This window comes from Nannocystis sp. (genome assembly GCF_016714285.1).
GTDB lineage: Bacteria > Myxococcota_A > Polyangia > Nannocystales > Nannocystaceae > Nannocystis.
Genome location: NZ_JADJNN010000038.1, coordinates 373494 through 387957, shown reverse-complemented (window position 1 = coordinate 387957; position 14464 = coordinate 373494). Strand labels below are relative to the sequence as shown.

Below are 14464 nucleotides of genomic sequence, written 5' to 3'. Positions count from 1 at the left end.
CGGCGGCGGGCCGCGGCGTCGCTCCGGTGATCGGAGGACGGTGGGATCACCCGCCGGCCGCTGTGATCGCGGCCTCGAGGCTGCGCTCGAAGCTGCGGCCGCGGAACACCGCGTCGATCGCCCCGTCCGCGTCGAGCACCACGACATGCGGGAACATCCGCACGCGGAAGCCGCGGGTCAGCGCGCCGTGGTCGAGGGCGATCGGGAAGGCCAGCGCGTGCGCGTCGCGGTAGGCCCGGACCAGCGCCGGCACATCGCCGTCGCGATCGGCGTTGACGGCGACGACGCGCAGCCGCGGGTGGCGGGCCGCGAGCGCGGCGTACATCGGCATCTCGGCCTCGCACACGCCGCACCAGGTGGTCCAGAAGATCAGCAGGTGCGGCGCGCCGCGCAGGTCCGCCGCGCGCAGGCGGCCGCCGTCCAGCAGCGCGACGTCGAAGTCAGGCACCGGGTCGCCCGCGGCGACCGGCGCGAGCGTCGACCACTCGCGCAGCGCCCGCGCGCCGTCGAGGCCCGCGTTGACGCCGACCACGCCAGCGACGATCAGGCCCAACAAGGCCGCCAGGGCGGCGCTGTGGGTAGAAGCTGGCCCGGCGGACAGCTCGCTCGTGCCTGTCCGAACAGACGGCTTGTCGGCGATGCCTGGCCCGGGGGACAGCTCGCTCGCGCCTGTCTGAACGGACAGCTTGTCCGCCAGCGGGCGCGGGACGATCGCGCCGCGGACGGCGCTGGCGAGGACGAGCGAGGCGAGACCCCCGAGCAGCGCCGGCAGGTAGCCGGGGCCAGGCAGCTCGAGGCCGCAGAGCGCGGCGAGGTGAGCGAGCGCGGCGAGCACGAGCAGCGGGCACAGGCACAGCCCGCGCGGTGGGCCCGGGCGTCGCCGAGGCGCCACTCGACCGCGCTGGCGGTCAGCAACCAGGGGAGCAGCGGCAGCAGGCCCTGGGCCAGCCCGGACAGGCCCGCGAGCGGGCCGAGCGCGATGAGGTCGGCGACGGCGGCGGCGATCCCAGGCAGGCCGACCGCGAGCAGGTAGGCGAGCAGCAGCGCGGCGCCGTCGCTACGGCCTGTCCCTTCGGGCAGGCTCCCGAGCAGCGCCCGCGGGGCGAGCAGCACGCCGCCGACGCGGCCCAGCAGGCCGATCACGCGACCCCCGTGCGCAGCACGCCGACGCGGCCCAGCAGGCCGATCACGCGGCCCCCGTGCGCCGCCGGGCCGCGGCGATCAGGGCCGGCGCGAGCCGGCGAGCGGCCGCGACGCGGCGCAGGTCCGGGGCGCGCAGGCGGTGCAGCAGGCTCATCGCCAGCGGCAACGGGGTGCCCGGGTCGAGCACCCGCGCGAGCGACTCGCGATAGTCAGGCGACGGCGGCCGCTCCCGGGTCGCCGCGGGGCCCGGCAGCTCGAGCTGGTGAGCGACCGGCACCAAGTCGCGGCCCGGGCGAGCCAGGGCCCGCGCGTGCTCCGGCCGCGTCGCGCCCGGGGGCGGCAGCTCGAGCTCGGGCAGCGGCACGGCCCCGCGCGGCGCCGGGACGTCGACCTCGGCCGGGTCCTCGTCCCAGTCCTCGCCGATCGGGAGGTCGAGATCGTCGAGGTCGTCGAGATCGTCGAGATCGTCGAGATCGTCGCCCGGGACGCCCAGACGCCGCGCCGCCAGGCCCACGCCGCGATCGTTCGCGGCCGCCAGCTCGGGACCTGGCCGTGGGGACAGGTCACCACGCACGGCCGGAGCGACCATGCCCGGCGCAGGCGACAGATCGGGCGCGAGCGACTCGCTGCCCCGGGCGACCAGGTCGACGCCAAGCGACAGGTCACCGAGCGGAGGACCGCGCCAAGGCGCCGGATCAGGATGGCCTGCCTTAAGCGACAGGTCGGAAGAACCTGCCTGAACGGACAGGTCATTGGCGGGGCCGCGAGGCGGAGGCTGCGGGCGCGCCGGCGCCCCCAATCTGTCGCGATCCGCGGCCCGCGGCGAGCGAGCGGCCTCGGGGCGAGCCGGCGCCGCGGACCCGAGCGAGGCCCCGGCGGCGAGCTCGGGGAAGGGCTCGGCGGGGCCCGAGCGGAGCATCCAGGCGGTCGCGCGCGCGTGGGTCGCGGGGCTGTCCTGGAGGTCGACGCCGGCCAGGGCGCGGCGGCGCAGCAGGGCGAGGACGGCGATCGCCTCGCGGGCGCCGAGCTCGAGCACGGCGTGGGCGACGGCCCGCTCGCAGCAGGGGTTGTGGACCAGCTGCTCCGCGATCGCCGGGCAGGCGAGCCAGCGCCGCTGGTTCCTGGCGATCGCGCTGCACACGAGGTCGGGGGCGCAGCGGGCGAGCGCGGCGAGGGTGGCGTCGTGGACCCGCGGGTGGTGGACGATCAGTCGCAGGGTCTCGGGGCTGCGGATCCGCCGGCGTGCCATGAAGTCGAGGACCACCGGCGGCAGGTGTGGATCGGCGAGGGCCGTCATCACGGCGGCCGGCGGCAGCTCGCCAGCGGTGCGACCCGCGTGCTCGGCGAGGGTCGGCCCGCCGCGCACCCACAGCTGGTAAAGCGCCAACCACGCCTCGCTGCCGGCCAGCGGCGCGAGGCCGCGGGCGACCATCTCGCGCGCCGGCAGCGGAGAATTGGCGGCCAGCAGCCGGGCGAGCCGCGGCCCGAGCTGGGCGTCGTCGAGGCCGGCGTGCTGCAACACAGCGCCGCAACCACTACCACGGATCCGCGCCGAGATCCGCGGCCTTGCGGGCGGGCGCGCCTGCGCCTGCGGCCCCGGTCCCGCGACCGCGCGTCCTCTGATACCGTCTCCCGCGTGAACGAGCCGAGGAAGCCCGGGGCCGACGAGAGCGAGACGGCGGAGCAGCTGCCGGTCGCGGCCAGCTCGCTGATGGCGATGCGCCTGACGCCGGAGATGCGGCGCGCGATGCAGGTGGCCGGCGCGACCACCGACGGCCTGCCGAAGGCGATGCAGCAGTACAAGCTGCCGCTGCGCACCTGGTCGGTGCCGGTGCTGGCGATCCTCGGCCTGGCGATGGTGATCTTCGTGCTCGCCTTCTGGCTCAACGTGCTCACCGAGCGCCCGGGCGACGCCCACCAGGACGGCTCCGGCCTGATCCAGGCGCTGCTCTACCAGAACGTCGACCAGGCGCAGAACACCCTCGGCGGGCTCGGCGAGGTCATGGCCGCGGTCCTCGGGCTCGCGCTGACCGTCTCCAGCATCATCGTCCAGCTGGCGGCGACCCGCTTCACGCCGCACATCACCTCGCTGTTCTTCCGGGCGCGCACCAACCTGCTGGTGCTCGGCTTCTTCGTGACCGCGACGGTGTTCGTGGTGTGGGTCAACTTCTCGATCGGCCCCAGCTACGTGCCGCGCTGGGGCGTGCTGTTCTCGATGCTGCTGATGACCGCCAGCCTGCTGCTGCTGTTCCCCTACTTCGCCTACGTGTTCGACTTCCTCGACCCGGAGAAGATCGTCGGCCGCATCACCGCCAACGGCCTCTACGCGTGCACGCCGATCCGCGGCAAGGCCGGCGAGGCGGTCGACCGCCGCCAGCTGCACGCGATCGAGGCGGTCGAGCACCTGACCAACATCGGCCTCAACGCGCTGCAGCAGAAGGACAAGAACATCGCCTCGAACGCGATCGACGCGCTGTGCAAGTTCGCGGTGCTCTACGGCGAGACCAAGGCCGGCATGCGCCGCGACTGGCACAAGGTCTCGCAGTGGAACCGTCAGAGCCCCGACTTCGTGTCGCTGTCCACCGAGGCGATCGGCGACCTGACCGAGCGCGGCACCTGGCTGGAGTGGAAGATCCTGCGCCAGTATCAGATGATCTTCGGCGAGGGCCTGACCCAGATCAAGGACGCCTGCTACCTGATCGCGATCGACACCCGCCGGCTCGGCGAGGCCGCGGCCCGCCGCGGCGACCTCCAGGCCCTCGACCTGGCGATCAAGTTCTTCAACACCTACCTGCGCGCGACCTTCAACGCCAACGACATCCGCACCTCGTACAACATCCTCCACCAGTACCGCCAGCTCGGCGAGATGATCGTCCACGAGGGCCGGGCGATGATCCGCGTCGCCGCCTCCCGCTCTGAACGCGAGCAACGCGAGGCCCGCGAGCGGGCCTCGATCCTCGAGCGCCGCGCCGTCGACATCGCCCGCTTCATGCGTTACTACAGCGGCGTCGCGTTCCAGCGCGGCATGGTCTTCATCGCCGAGGTCATCGCCCACGACATCGGCACCCTCTGCGCCGAGGCCTTCCGCGCCGAGAGCGGCTGCCACGACGCGATCCTCCGCTACTTCCTCGCGGTCGACGACATCGCCGAGTCGCGCGACCAGCAGAAGGCCCTCGGCGGCGTCCGCCTGGCCCAGATCAAGCTCGCCACCATCTACCTCGTGCAGGGCGCCGTGGCCCTCGCCAAGCGCGTCGCCGACGACATGGCCGGCGAGGACCACCGTCGCCTCCGCAACATGTGGCAGAAGCTGGTCAAGCTCGATGACCGCGAGTTCTGGGAGGTCAACGACCGCGGCGTCAACTTCGAGTACCTGCCACCCGAGCAGAAGGCCGTGCTGCCCCGCTTCTTCTCCTGGTTCGAGGGCCTGACCTTCGACCAGCCCGCCGAGGACGACAGCCTCAACCTGTCGGTGCAGCTGCGCCCGTGAACCCCGTGCCGCCCGTGAGCCCGAACCGGCTGCATCACGTGGCCCTGCGCGTGGCCGACCCGCTCCGCTCGGCCCGCTTCTACGGGGCCCTGCTCGGCCTGCGCGAGCTCGCGGTCCACCACGGTCCCCAGGGGGCGGTGCGCGCAGTGTGGCTGGCGCTCGGCGAGGAGGCGCTGCTGATGCTCGAGCATTCGCTGCGCCCGCCGGGGGCGACCGACGGCTCGGCGCACGTGCTGGTGCTCGCCTGCGACGACCTCGCGGCGGCGGAGCAGCGGCTGGCGGCCGCGGGGGTCCCGGTGCTCGATCGAACGCAGTTCACGCTGTACTTCCACGACCCGGACGGGCACCGCGTCGGCCTCAGCGCATATCGCTTCGCTTGAGCGCGGGCTCGTGGCATCGTCGCGCGCGATGCGAGCCTCGCCACGCCTCCCCCTCTCCCTGTCGCTCTCGCTCCTGCTCGTCGGCCTCGCCTGCGAGCGCGGCGCAGCGCCCGAGCCGATCGCCCGCGACACGAAGGCCGAGCAGCCGCCCTCGACCCCGCCGAGTGATAAGCCGGCGGACGCCAAGCCCGACGCCAAGCCGGACGCGAAGCCCGACACAGCGCCCGACACGAAGCCCGAGACCCCGGTCCCGCAGGCGCCCGCCTTCACCCCGCCGACGCGCCCGGCGGGCCCCGCGGGCCCCGCCTACTTCGCGCTCGACGACCGCGGCATCGTCCGCCTCGACGACGGCAAGTTCACCCTCCTCGCCAACTCGCCCACCACCCTGATCAAGGGCCTCCAGCTCGGCGGCGACGGGGCCGTGTGGGTCGTCGGCTTTCAGGACGTGCTGCGCCTCGACGGCGACAAGTTCAAGAAGATCACCGAGGCCGGCTACAGCGAGATCGGCGGCTCGGTCGACGCCTTCGCGGTCACCGACAAGGGCGAGCTGTGGGCGGCCACCTTCAAGGGCGTCTCGCACTTCGCCAACCGGGCCTGGACCACCGAGGAGAAGGCCAAGATCGGCGCCGGCGATGACCTGCTCGCCGGCATCGTGGTCGACAAGGCCGGGCGCGTGTGGGCCCTGTCGACCCACAAGCTGCACCTGCTCGAGAACGGCGCCTGGCGAGACATCGACGTCAGCAGCGCGGGCGCGTCGTCGATGCTGTTCTTCGAGTCGCTGGCGCTGGCGCCGGACGACTCGGTGTACGCGCTGGCCTCGACGGCGCTGCTGCACGTGAGCCCCGCCGGGGTGGCGACCAAGGTCGCGCTCGGCGGCCGCAGCATCGCGTCGTACGGGCGGCTGACGGTGGCCAGCGGCGGCGGCCTGGCGGCGCGCGACGGCGACAGCGCGATCAACTGGCCGGCGGGCGGCGAGCCGCGGGTCTACGAGTCGCGCGACGGCAAGGACTTTCGCGCCGACAACATCAAGGCGGTCGCGGCCGACGACAGCGGCCGCCTGTGGGTGAGCTCCGAGCTCGGCGTGGCGATCCTCGGACCCGGCGACGCGAAGGTGGAGTGGCCGAGCGGCACCGTGCCGGAGCTGGTCGGCGAGGTCGAGGCGATCCTCGTGCTCGGCTCCGGTCCCGCGCAGCTCCCCGCAGCCGGCCCGCTGCGCAAGGGCGGACTGACCGGCAAGGTGCTCAGCAACGGCACCCCACAGGCCAACGTACCCGTCGAGCTGTGCCCGAGCCCTGACATGATGTTCAGCGACTCACCCTGCGCCGACTCGGCCGTGAAGTTCGCGGTGACGACCAATGACAAGGGCGTCTGGACCGTCCCCGAGCTGCCGCTCGGCACCTACGGCATCGCCGTGAAGCTGGGCGACAAGTGGCAGATCACGCTCGGCGAGCGGCTCGGCCAGGGCATGCAGGAGGGCAAGGTCTACGACACCGGCTCGCTCGCCCTGGACCGCCCTTAACAGCGTTCGCAAGGCACGTGGCGCTATCGAAGCGGTGCGCCCTCGTGTTACTCAGCGCGGCATGGCCAAGAACCTCGCCCTCCTCGCACTGCTCCTCGGCGTCGCCTCGCTGTTCCTCCCCACCACCCAGGGTCTGGGCGGCGCCATCACGGTCGGTGTGCTCACCGGCACTGAGCGCAATCCCGCCGGCGCGCTGCTGATGGGACCGCCGACCTTCGCCGCGCTGTTCGGCGCCACGCTCGGGCGCAAGGCCTTCCGCCGCGGCCTCGGCACCCTGCACCTCATCTTCGGCGTCCTCGGCCTGCTGATGTGCTCGCTGATCCTCGGCGACGAGCGCGTGCAGAGCGGCATGGTCCAGGCCGGCATGGGCACCTACCTCGCCGCGGGCTCCGGCGTGCTCGCCGTGATCGCCGGCCTCATCGGGCTGATCAAGCCCGACCCGAAGTGAAGCCAACCTGGCCCTCGGGCCAGGTCGGGGCTCAGCCGCTGAGCCCCGCCGCCAGCACCCAGCGGGTCACTCAGGGCAGGTACGCGCTCTCGCAGATGTAGGGCTGGTTATCGAAGTCCTCACGGTCGAACCAGCGGCCGTTGTCGTTGGCCCAGATATCGAGGTTGCCGTTGGACACCAGCACGATATGGTCGTTGCCTCCGGGCCATGGGTGGCCCGGGCTCCAGCGGCCGTCGGGCACCGGCACGGCGCTGCCGTCGATCCAGGTGAACATGTTGTTGTTCGGCGAGCTCGCGCCGATCCACCACGGGCCGCTCCCGTTGGGCAGCAGCGCGACCAACCAGTCGTGGTGGGCATTGTCGATGTCCTTGGCCAGCAGACCGCCGCGGTTCTCGCACTCGCCCTTGGCCGCGGCCCACTTCTTCACGCCCGAGCAGAAGTAATAGACGCGGTTGTTGGCGATGTAGAGATACATCTTGCACCCGCCGCAATCGGTGTTGCTCTCCGGGTCGAACTCGTCGATCACCTTGTCGCAGTCGTTGTCGCCGCCGCCGCACACCTCGGGCGCGCCGGGGTTCTTCGCGCCGTTCTTGTCGTCACAGTCGTCGCCGTTGTCGACGTAGCCCTGCGGGGCCACGCAGGCCAGCTTCGTCATCTTGGCGTCGCCGTAACCATCGTCGTCCTCGTCCTTGTAGAACATCTTCTCCACGCAGCCTGTTTCGCCGCCGCCCGAGCTCGCGTCGCCGCTGGTGCTGTCGCCGGTGGTCGTCGAATTCGGCCCGGTCGTGCCGCTCGGGTCGACGGTCGTGCCGCTCGCCGAGACCGAAGTGTCCGGGTCGACCGGGCCAGTGCTGCCGGTCGCGCTGGCGTCACTGGTCGGACCCACGGAGGTCGGTACATCGGTGGTCGGCGAATCGCTGGTCGGCCCGCCAGAGCTCGCCCCGCCAGAGCTCGAGGCCCCGCCGGTCTGGCTCGCATCCGCGGTCTCCCCGCTCTGACCGAGCCCACCCGCGTTGAAAGTACACGCCAGCATCGGCGCCAGCGACAGGGCGGAGACCTCGCGGAGAAAAGCCATGGTCCCTCGCTGATACCCCGGCGTCGCCGCGGCGGCAAGCGTCGCACGGCCCTCTGGCTGTGGCTCGAACTGGAGTACACTGCGGCCATGCGCACCTCGATTCGCAACGGACTGTCTCTCTCCGCGGCGCTGGCCATGGCGCTGGCCCTTGTGCACTGCGCTCCGGTCACCAGCGGCCAGCCCGGACCCGGAGCGCCTGGCGGTCCTGGCGGCTCCGCGCCCGCCACCGGCCCGACCCTCGCCGCGACCACGGCCCCCGGTCCCGCAGCGACGACGCCGCCGCCCGCCCCCACCGCCGAGACCCTCGAGGAGCGCCACGTCTCGAAGTCCCCGGGCGTGCTCGGCGGAGTGACGATCCTGTGGCCGCGGATCATCCCGCGGGACATCGTCGACGAGAACCGTGGCCTCGCCGCCGCGCTCCAGCAGCAGATGAAGCTCATGGTCGAGAAGCACCTCCCCGGCCGCGCGATCGACTTCCGCCCCGAGCCCGAGCGCGTGTGCCCCAAGGCCGGCTGCACCGGCGTCTCCGTCGGCCTCCTGCTCTCGCGCCAGGGCCAGGGCTGCCTGGTCCTCGCCCTCGTCTCCCGCCCCGGCGCCTCACCGACCCGCATCGTCCCGTGGGTCGGCAAGGTCCAGCTGCGCGCCGACACCGTGGGCTTTCGCGAGTGGCCCGAATCGCAGATCACCGTCGCCGACTACATCCCCTGCAGCTCGCTGCTCACGACAATGGACGCCCAGGAGGCAGCGATCGCCGCGGCGCTCAAGGCCGCCGCGCAGTGAGAGCTCGTAAGATCGTCCACGCTCACGCTTGACGGTCAACGAGGACCCGAGCAAGGTCCCCGCCCCGAGCTGCGCACCCTCAGCATCGAGGCGCTCCACTTCGACCTCGCCCGCCAGCAATTTGTCCGCCTCACGCGCCGGTCGCAGGAGACCGCGAATCACGTCCCTCTCACGGAAGTGCTGGACTCCGAACGGCTGCTGCTGGCTCGCTGGGTCTGGCGCGTCGCGCTGACGGAGGCCAGCAAGCCGGGCTCCGTCTCCCCGCTTCACACGGCGCCGGGCAAGCTCGCCGGGTGGGTCCAGGACGACGTCGCCCGCTGCATGAACGCGTGGTCCGGGGCGCTTGCCCGAGCCAGGCCCACATCCGTGGACGATAGCTCATCGGGTACTTCTTGACCGCGACTCGGCCCGTCGGCGTCCTGCCCAGAAACGGCTGTTCGCACGTACGTGAATTACCTATATACGGGCGTCATCGGCGTCGGGTATCTTGTCCCTTTGGCAAGCACCATACAAGCCGTGAGGCCGATCTGCTCATTGTTGGGCCTCCTCGTGGCCGTGGCGCCGTGCCGGGCCGAGGCGAGGCCGACCTTGTCGCGTGCGATGACGACAGCGAATGTCTCAATGCTCGCCCCCAGGGCACGAAGCTACCTGCGCCTGTCCCCGGTGCTGGCCGAGCCACAGGCGCTATCGAGCACCCCCGAGGAGCGAGCGCCGCCGCCAGGGCGGGCGATCGATCCCGGGGTCGCCACCTCGGTGCCTTCACCGCCCGCCCCGCCGATACCGCCCCCGCCTGTCATCGATCCCCAAGTGCGGCACCTTGAGCCACGACCCGCGATTTCGCCACCGCCGTCGGAGCCGTCGGAGCCCAAACGTGGCCTGGGCCTGCTCATCCCAGGCGCTGGGCTCATCGTTCCAGGTACCCTGTTGACCGTCATCGGCTTCAGAGTGCGGCAACTCCCCGCCGATTGGTTGTGTTTTGAAGGGTGCGAGGATCGTGCGAATGAACCCAACCCTTACTCAGGGGCGTTGGCCTTCACACTCGCGGGAATCACATTCGCCGTCAGCGCCGCGCTCCTCACAGTCGGCGGGCTCCGTGCCAAGGAGTGGCGCAAGTGGGAAGCTCGCCAGCCACCACCCCCACCACCCCCACCACCCTCGCTCTCGCCACCCTCACCGAAAAAGGGCATCGGCATGATGATCACGGGCGCCTCGCTCGCCGGCCCGACCGCGGCCTTCATCGTCATTGGCCAGCCGGGGGCAGGCTCCTTCGCGGGTGACCCGTTTAGGGTGGCCAGCATCACCTGCGGTGGGCTGTTCGCGGTTGCGGGCATCACCCTCCTGGCCATCGGCGCGCGCCGCAACGTGAAGTACAAGCGAGGGAAGCCCAGGCAGGCCTTCGTACCGACCACGGGTCGAACCCCACACGGGACCTGGACCGTGGGCGTGGCTCTGCGTTTCTGATCCGAGCCCTTGCCCGGGCGGAACCTGATGACGTATCGCCGGCCTGATCAGTCGACCTCGCCGTCGAGGCAGAGCAGGTAGGCGACGAGGTCCGCGCGCTCGTCCGGCGTCAGCGAACTCGTGACGCCGTGCAGGTCCTTCGCGTTCTTGTCCGTGAGCACCGCCTCGAGGTCGGCGGCCGAACCATCGTGTAGATACGGGGCGGTCCGCCACACGCCGTGCAGCGTCGGCGTGTCGAGGCCGGTGAGCGGCTTGCCCATGCGCTTGCCCGAGCCGGGGCCGAGGGTGCCGACGTCGTGCAACAAGGGCACCCCGGGGTCGACGAACTCGCTGTCGGTCAGGCGCGGGCCCTTGTGACAGCTGACGCAGCCGAGCGCGGGCGAGAGGAACAGCAGACGCCCGGCCTCGGCGGCCGGCGGGAGGCCGCCACCGGGCGCGCGGAAGGGGCTGCGTGGCTCGTCCGTGAGGGTGGCGAGGTACGCGGCGAGGGCGTCGAGGTCGGGCGAGAGGCCAGCCTTGGGGTCGCCGAGGGTCTGGCTGCGGGTGCCGCTGCTCCAGTCGGCGTCGCTGAGCAGGCCGCTGCCGCCGAAGGCGTTGCGGATGTCGTTCTCGAAGTCCTGGACCTCGTCAAAGTTGGCCGACCAGTGGATCGGCCCGTCGCCCACACCGGCGTGGCCGCGCAGGGCGTGGGTGTCGCGCAGGCCCTCGCCGCGCTCGGTGAAGTCCCACACCTGCAGATCCGACTCGGCCTCGAGGTGGCAATGGGCACAGGCGATATAGCTGTCCTTGCTGATCCGCGGGTCGGCGCTGTCGTTGAAGATCTGCTTGCCGCGCAGCACCTCCGGGGAGAGCGGCTCCTTGCTGGCGATCTGCAGCCGGGCCAGCGGCGGCGTCGGCTCGTCGAACACCCGCGTGTCGTGGACCACCAGCTCGCGCGACATGTACGCGTCGATGAAGAGGAAGCGGTCGTCCTCCGAGAGCGCGAGGCCCTGCGGCGCGTAGCCGGCGTCGAAGGTGTTGCCGGCGACGTCACCGCTGAACACGTCGACCCGCTCGACCGTGCGCGGCCCGCGGGTGGCGACATACAGATAGTCGCCGAAGCGGCTGTGCACGGCGGCGCTGGCCATGCCGCGGTTATCGAACTGCTTGCGCCGATCGAACCACTCGCCGCCGGTCTGCGGATCGAGGTAAGCGACGACCGCCCGCATGGTCAGGTCGGCCGCCAGCGGCTCGCCGTTGAGGTAGAGGCCCTGACCGACGTTGGCCTGCAAACCCGGCACCACGGCCGCGTCGCCGGTGGGCGCGACCACCACGGGCCCGAGATAACTCGGCACGCCGCCGACCTCGGTGTCGGAGGCGGCCTGCGGGTCGAAGGCCAGCGACCAGGTCTCTACCATGCCGCCCTGCGGATCGACCGCCCACACCGTCGCGCCGCCCGGCCGTGAGCGCCAGCGCGTGACTGCGACGCGACCGTCGGGCAACAAGCTGACGCCGCGCACGTCGGGGCCGACGTCGAGGATGTCCTCGAGGACAGGATTGCCGCCAGCGAAGTCCACGCGCGCGAGCTGACCCGTGGCCTGAAGACCGACGAACAGGGTCTCGCCGTCAGCGACCACGCCGTACGGCCGCGAGGCGGGCGGCAGCGCCAGCTGGGTCACGCCGCCCTGGCCGTCGGCGCGGAGGAACTGCAGGCTGGCGTCGTCCTGGGCGACGACGGCGAGCACCTCGGCGTCGATCGCCGCGACGGTGACCGGGCGCTCGCCGACCTTGACGTGACGCTCGACCGCGAAGCCGCGCTCGTCGCCGCTGGCGATCATCACCTCATTCGAGTCGGGGCTGACCACGGCGACGCGCGCACCGACGCGGACGACGCTGCTGCTGTGCCGCGGGACCCAGCTCGGCGCGTGCGTGACGGTGATCGTGACGCCGGCCGCGAGCGAGTCGCCCTGCTCGTCGAATACCGTGAGGATCGGCTTGTAGCGGCCGGGCTTGGCGTAGCTGACCTCGAGGACAGGTGACGGACCCTTCGGCCCGGGCCCGGAGCCGTCACCCGGGTCCCACTGGTACATCACGGCCCCGCTGGACTGTGAGCCATCGAGCTGCACCAACTCGTCGACCAGCGCGTAGCGCGGATCGCCCGGGTCGGGCATGAGCGGACCGGCCGGACCCGTGCTCGCGCCGCTGTCGTCGCTCCCACCTGTATCGCTAGTGCCGATGTCACCAGTTGTCGGGGTGGCCCCGCCGGTGCTGCTCCCGTCGGAGTCGGGCCCGACATCGCTGGTGACGCCGCCGCCAGCGTCGCCGCAGGCCGCCAGGATAAGCACAGAGGCGAGGACGAAGGCTCGCATCAGCCGCCCGCCGTCTTGAAGGTGCTGGTGAACGCGACGGCGCTCGGGTTGCCGCTGTAATCGCGGACGCCGCCAGCGGGGATCTCGAGGGTATACGAGACGCCCGGGCGCAACATCTCCTTCGGGCTGAAATTGACGATGTTCTCCTGGGTGCTGACGTGGCCGTCGACGCGAGTGGTCGCGGGGTCGGTGCCGGTCTGGTAGACGCGGACCGAGCCGGCCCAGGCGCTCTTGATGTCGATGAACTCGTTGAAGGTGACGCCGACGCGGGAGAACACGGCGAGCTCCTCGGCGCCGTCCGGCGGGTACACCCAGGTGACGACCGGCGGCTCGGTGTCGGCGGCCTCGCGCCAGGGCACGACGATCGAGCCGCGATCCTTGTCGGCCTTGTCGTCGACGCTCAGCACGACGACGTTGCCGATCGGTGTGATCGTGTCGAGGTCGCCGGTGAGGTTCAGCTTCATCATCTCCGCCGGCTCGGTGATGTCGGAGATATCGTAGATCGTGGCGAAGCTAGACTCGCCGACGAAGGCGTGGTCGTCCTTGACGAACACATAGCCGCCGTTGCCCCCGCTGCTGTAGTCGGCGACCGGCTTGGGCTTGCCCGGGTCGCGGATGTCCCAGATGATGAGCCCCCCGCCGCCCTCCTTGGGCGCGTAGAAGGCGTGGCCGCCGCCCACGTTGCTGAAGTAAGACTCGCGCTCGATGGCAAACTCGCCGCCCGCGATCGGCTGCGGGAAGTCCGGCTTGGCGACGTTGAGCAGCGCGGTCCGCTTGCCCTCGGCCGCGCTCGCCATCAACAGATTGCCGACCACCTGCACCTGGCCGACGCGGAGGATCGGCGCGAACTTGTATTGATGGGCCAGCACCGGATTGAGCGGGTCGCTGGCGTCGATCACGTAGATGCCGTTGTCGGCCCCGCCGACGTAGACCCACGGCGCCTGCCAGAACACGCTGAGCGTCACTCGCTGATACGCGTCGGGGTAGAGAAATCCCGGCAGCTCGAGCTTCGACACCACCTTGATGTCATTCGGATCGGTGACGTCCCAGAACAGCACCCCGCCGTCACCGAGCAGCCCCGTCATCTCGTCGGTGACCATGTACCAGCGCTCGTTCAGGTTGGCGAAGCCGAGCGCGTGGCTCTCGCGCATCTCGTCCGACTTCACCGAGGCCACCGCCAGCGGCGCGCAGGGGTCGCTGAAGTCGAACCATGTCACCCCGGCGTTGAGCCCAAACTCCGGCGCCCACGGCAGCACGAGGTATCCATCGAACATCTGCACGAGGTTGTGATGATCGAAGGTGTCGTGCTCCTCGCCGTCCCCGAGGTCGCCCGGCAGGCCGCCGTCGAGCGCGGCGCACTCAATGCCGACCTGCTCGGGCGTGAAGTCCTGCGTCGGCCCACCAGGGCCGTTGTTCGGCGGAAAGTCGCCCGGCTCGGGGTACGGGTCGGGCGGGTGCCCGCCGCCGCTCGAGGAGCCGTCGCCGCTGCTACCCGCGTCGTCGCCGGTGGCGGCCCCGCCCGTCTCGGTCCCGCCGGTGCCGGAGGTCGGCGCAACCCCGGTCCCGGTCGGGTCCGAGGGATCGACCGCGGTGCCGCTGCTGGCATCGCCGCCGCTCGAGCCCTCGCCGACGCCAGGTGTGGAGGAGCAGGCGGCCACCGTGAGGCCGAGGACGAAGAGCGACGGGCGCAGCATGGCGCGAATACACCCCATTTGTCGCCCGCGAGGCAATCCCCATGAGATCGCGGAATGCCGGGGTGAACACGGGGGCGCGGGCCCCCTCAATGCGAAGCGCCAATTTCTCAGTGCTAATGAAGCAATCGT

Annotated in this window: 11 protein-coding genes; 6 read left to right on the top strand and 5 right to left on the bottom strand. The window is 71.5% G+C overall.

What is annotated here, in order from left to right; genetic code table 11:
• Window positions 1-46 precede the first annotated feature (46 nt).
• Window positions 47-835, bottom strand: a complete 789-nt coding sequence (locus tag IPJ59_RS35175; RefSeq protein ID WP_293275595.1) for a TlpA family protein disulfide reductase — start codon at window positions 833-835, stop codon at window positions 47-49.
• A 351-nt stretch (window positions 836-1186) separates the two neighbouring features.
• Window positions 1187-2665: a hypothetical protein gene (locus tag IPJ59_RS35170; protein WP_293247085.1), complete on the bottom strand. Its 1479-nt coding sequence runs from the start codon at window positions 2663-2665 to the stop codon at window positions 1187-1189.
• A 114-nt stretch (window positions 2666-2779) separates the two neighbouring features.
• Between IPJ59_RS35170 and IPJ59_RS35165 the strand changes: the two genes are divergently transcribed.
• The 4 genes from IPJ59_RS35165 (at window position 2780) to IPJ59_RS35150 (ending at window position 6977) form a co-directional block, all read left to right on the top strand.
• Entirely contained in the window at window positions 2780-4630 is a 1851-nt protein-coding gene (locus IPJ59_RS35165) for a DUF2254 family protein (RefSeq protein WP_293247082.1), read from the top strand.
• A 14-nt stretch (window positions 4631-4644) separates the two neighbouring features.
• Window positions 4645-5010: a VOC family protein gene (locus IPJ59_RS35160; protein ID WP_293275594.1), complete on the top strand. Its 366-nt coding sequence runs from the start codon at window positions 4645-4647 to the stop codon at window positions 5008-5010.
• Window positions 5011-5038: 28 nt separating this feature from the next.
• Window positions 5039-6529, top strand: a complete 1491-nt coding sequence (locus tag IPJ59_RS35155) for a hypothetical protein (protein ID WP_293275593.1) — start codon at window positions 5039-5041, stop codon at window positions 6527-6529.
• Window positions 6530-6590: 61 nt separating this feature from the next.
• On the top strand, window positions 6591-6977 hold the full coding sequence (locus IPJ59_RS35150; RefSeq protein WP_293247069.1) for a hypothetical protein: 387 nt from the start codon (window positions 6591-6593) through the stop codon (window positions 6975-6977).
• 70 nt (window positions 6978-7047) lie between these two features.
• On the opposite strand, the gene IPJ59_RS35145 is transcribed toward IPJ59_RS35150, so the two are convergent.
• Window positions 7048-8052, bottom strand: coding sequence for a lectin-like protein (locus tag IPJ59_RS35145; protein WP_293275592.1), 1005 nt, complete (start codon window positions 8050-8052; stop codon window positions 7048-7050).
• An 87-nt stretch (window positions 8053-8139) separates the two neighbouring features.
• Between IPJ59_RS35145 and IPJ59_RS35140 the strand changes: the two genes are divergently transcribed.
• Both IPJ59_RS35140 and IPJ59_RS35135 read left to right on the top strand, forming a co-directional pair.
• Window positions 8140-8832: a hypothetical protein gene (locus IPJ59_RS35140; protein WP_293275591.1), complete on the top strand. Its 693-nt coding sequence runs from the start codon at window positions 8140-8142 to the stop codon at window positions 8830-8832.
• 1191 nt (window positions 8833-10023) lie between these two features.
• Window positions 10024-10293: a hypothetical protein gene (locus tag IPJ59_RS35135; protein ID WP_293247062.1), complete on the top strand. Its 270-nt coding sequence runs from the start codon at window positions 10024-10026 to the stop codon at window positions 10291-10293.
• Window positions 10294-10340: 47 nt separating this feature from the next.
• Here the strand turns inward: IPJ59_RS35135 and IPJ59_RS35130 are convergent, their stop codons facing one another.
• Window positions 10341-12641 (bottom strand): c-type cytochrome, encoded by a 2301-nt coding sequence (locus tag IPJ59_RS35130; protein ID WP_293275590.1) that lies wholly within the window; start codon window positions 12639-12641, stop codon window positions 10341-10343.
• Entirely contained in the window at window positions 12641-14335 is a 1695-nt protein-coding gene (locus IPJ59_RS35125) for an Ig-like domain-containing protein (protein WP_293275589.1), read from the bottom strand. Before IPJ59_RS35125 ends, IPJ59_RS35130 begins: the two co-directional genes overlap by 1 nt.
• Window positions 14336-14464 lie beyond the last annotated feature (129 nt).

Coding starts and splice junctions, on each gene's coding strand:
- IPJ59_RS35130 (WP_293275590.1), bottom strand. CDS start 12,641: ATGCGAGCCTTCGTCCTCGCCTCTGTGCTTATCCTGGCGGCCTGCGGC.
- IPJ59_RS35140 (WP_293275591.1), top strand. CDS start 8,140: ATGCGCACCTCGATTCGCAACGGACTGTCTCTCTCCGCGGCGCTGGCC.
- IPJ59_RS35150 (WP_293247069.1), top strand. CDS start 6,591: ATGGCCAAGAACCTCGCCCTCCTCGCACTGCTCCTCGGCGTCGCCTCG.
- IPJ59_RS35125 (WP_293275589.1), bottom strand. CDS start 14,335: ATGCTGCGCCCGTCGCTCTTCGTCCTCGGCCTCACGGTGGCCGCCTGC.
- IPJ59_RS35155 (WP_293275593.1), top strand. CDS start 5,039: ATGCGAGCCTCGCCACGCCTCCCCCTCTCCCTGTCGCTCTCGCTCCTG.
- IPJ59_RS35145 (WP_293275592.1), bottom strand. CDS start 8,052: ATGGCTTTTCTCCGCGAGGTCTCCGCCCTGTCGCTGGCGCCGATGCTG.
- IPJ59_RS35135 (WP_293247062.1), top strand. CDS start 10,024: ATGATGATCACGGGCGCCTCGCTCGCCGGCCCGACCGCGGCCTTCATC.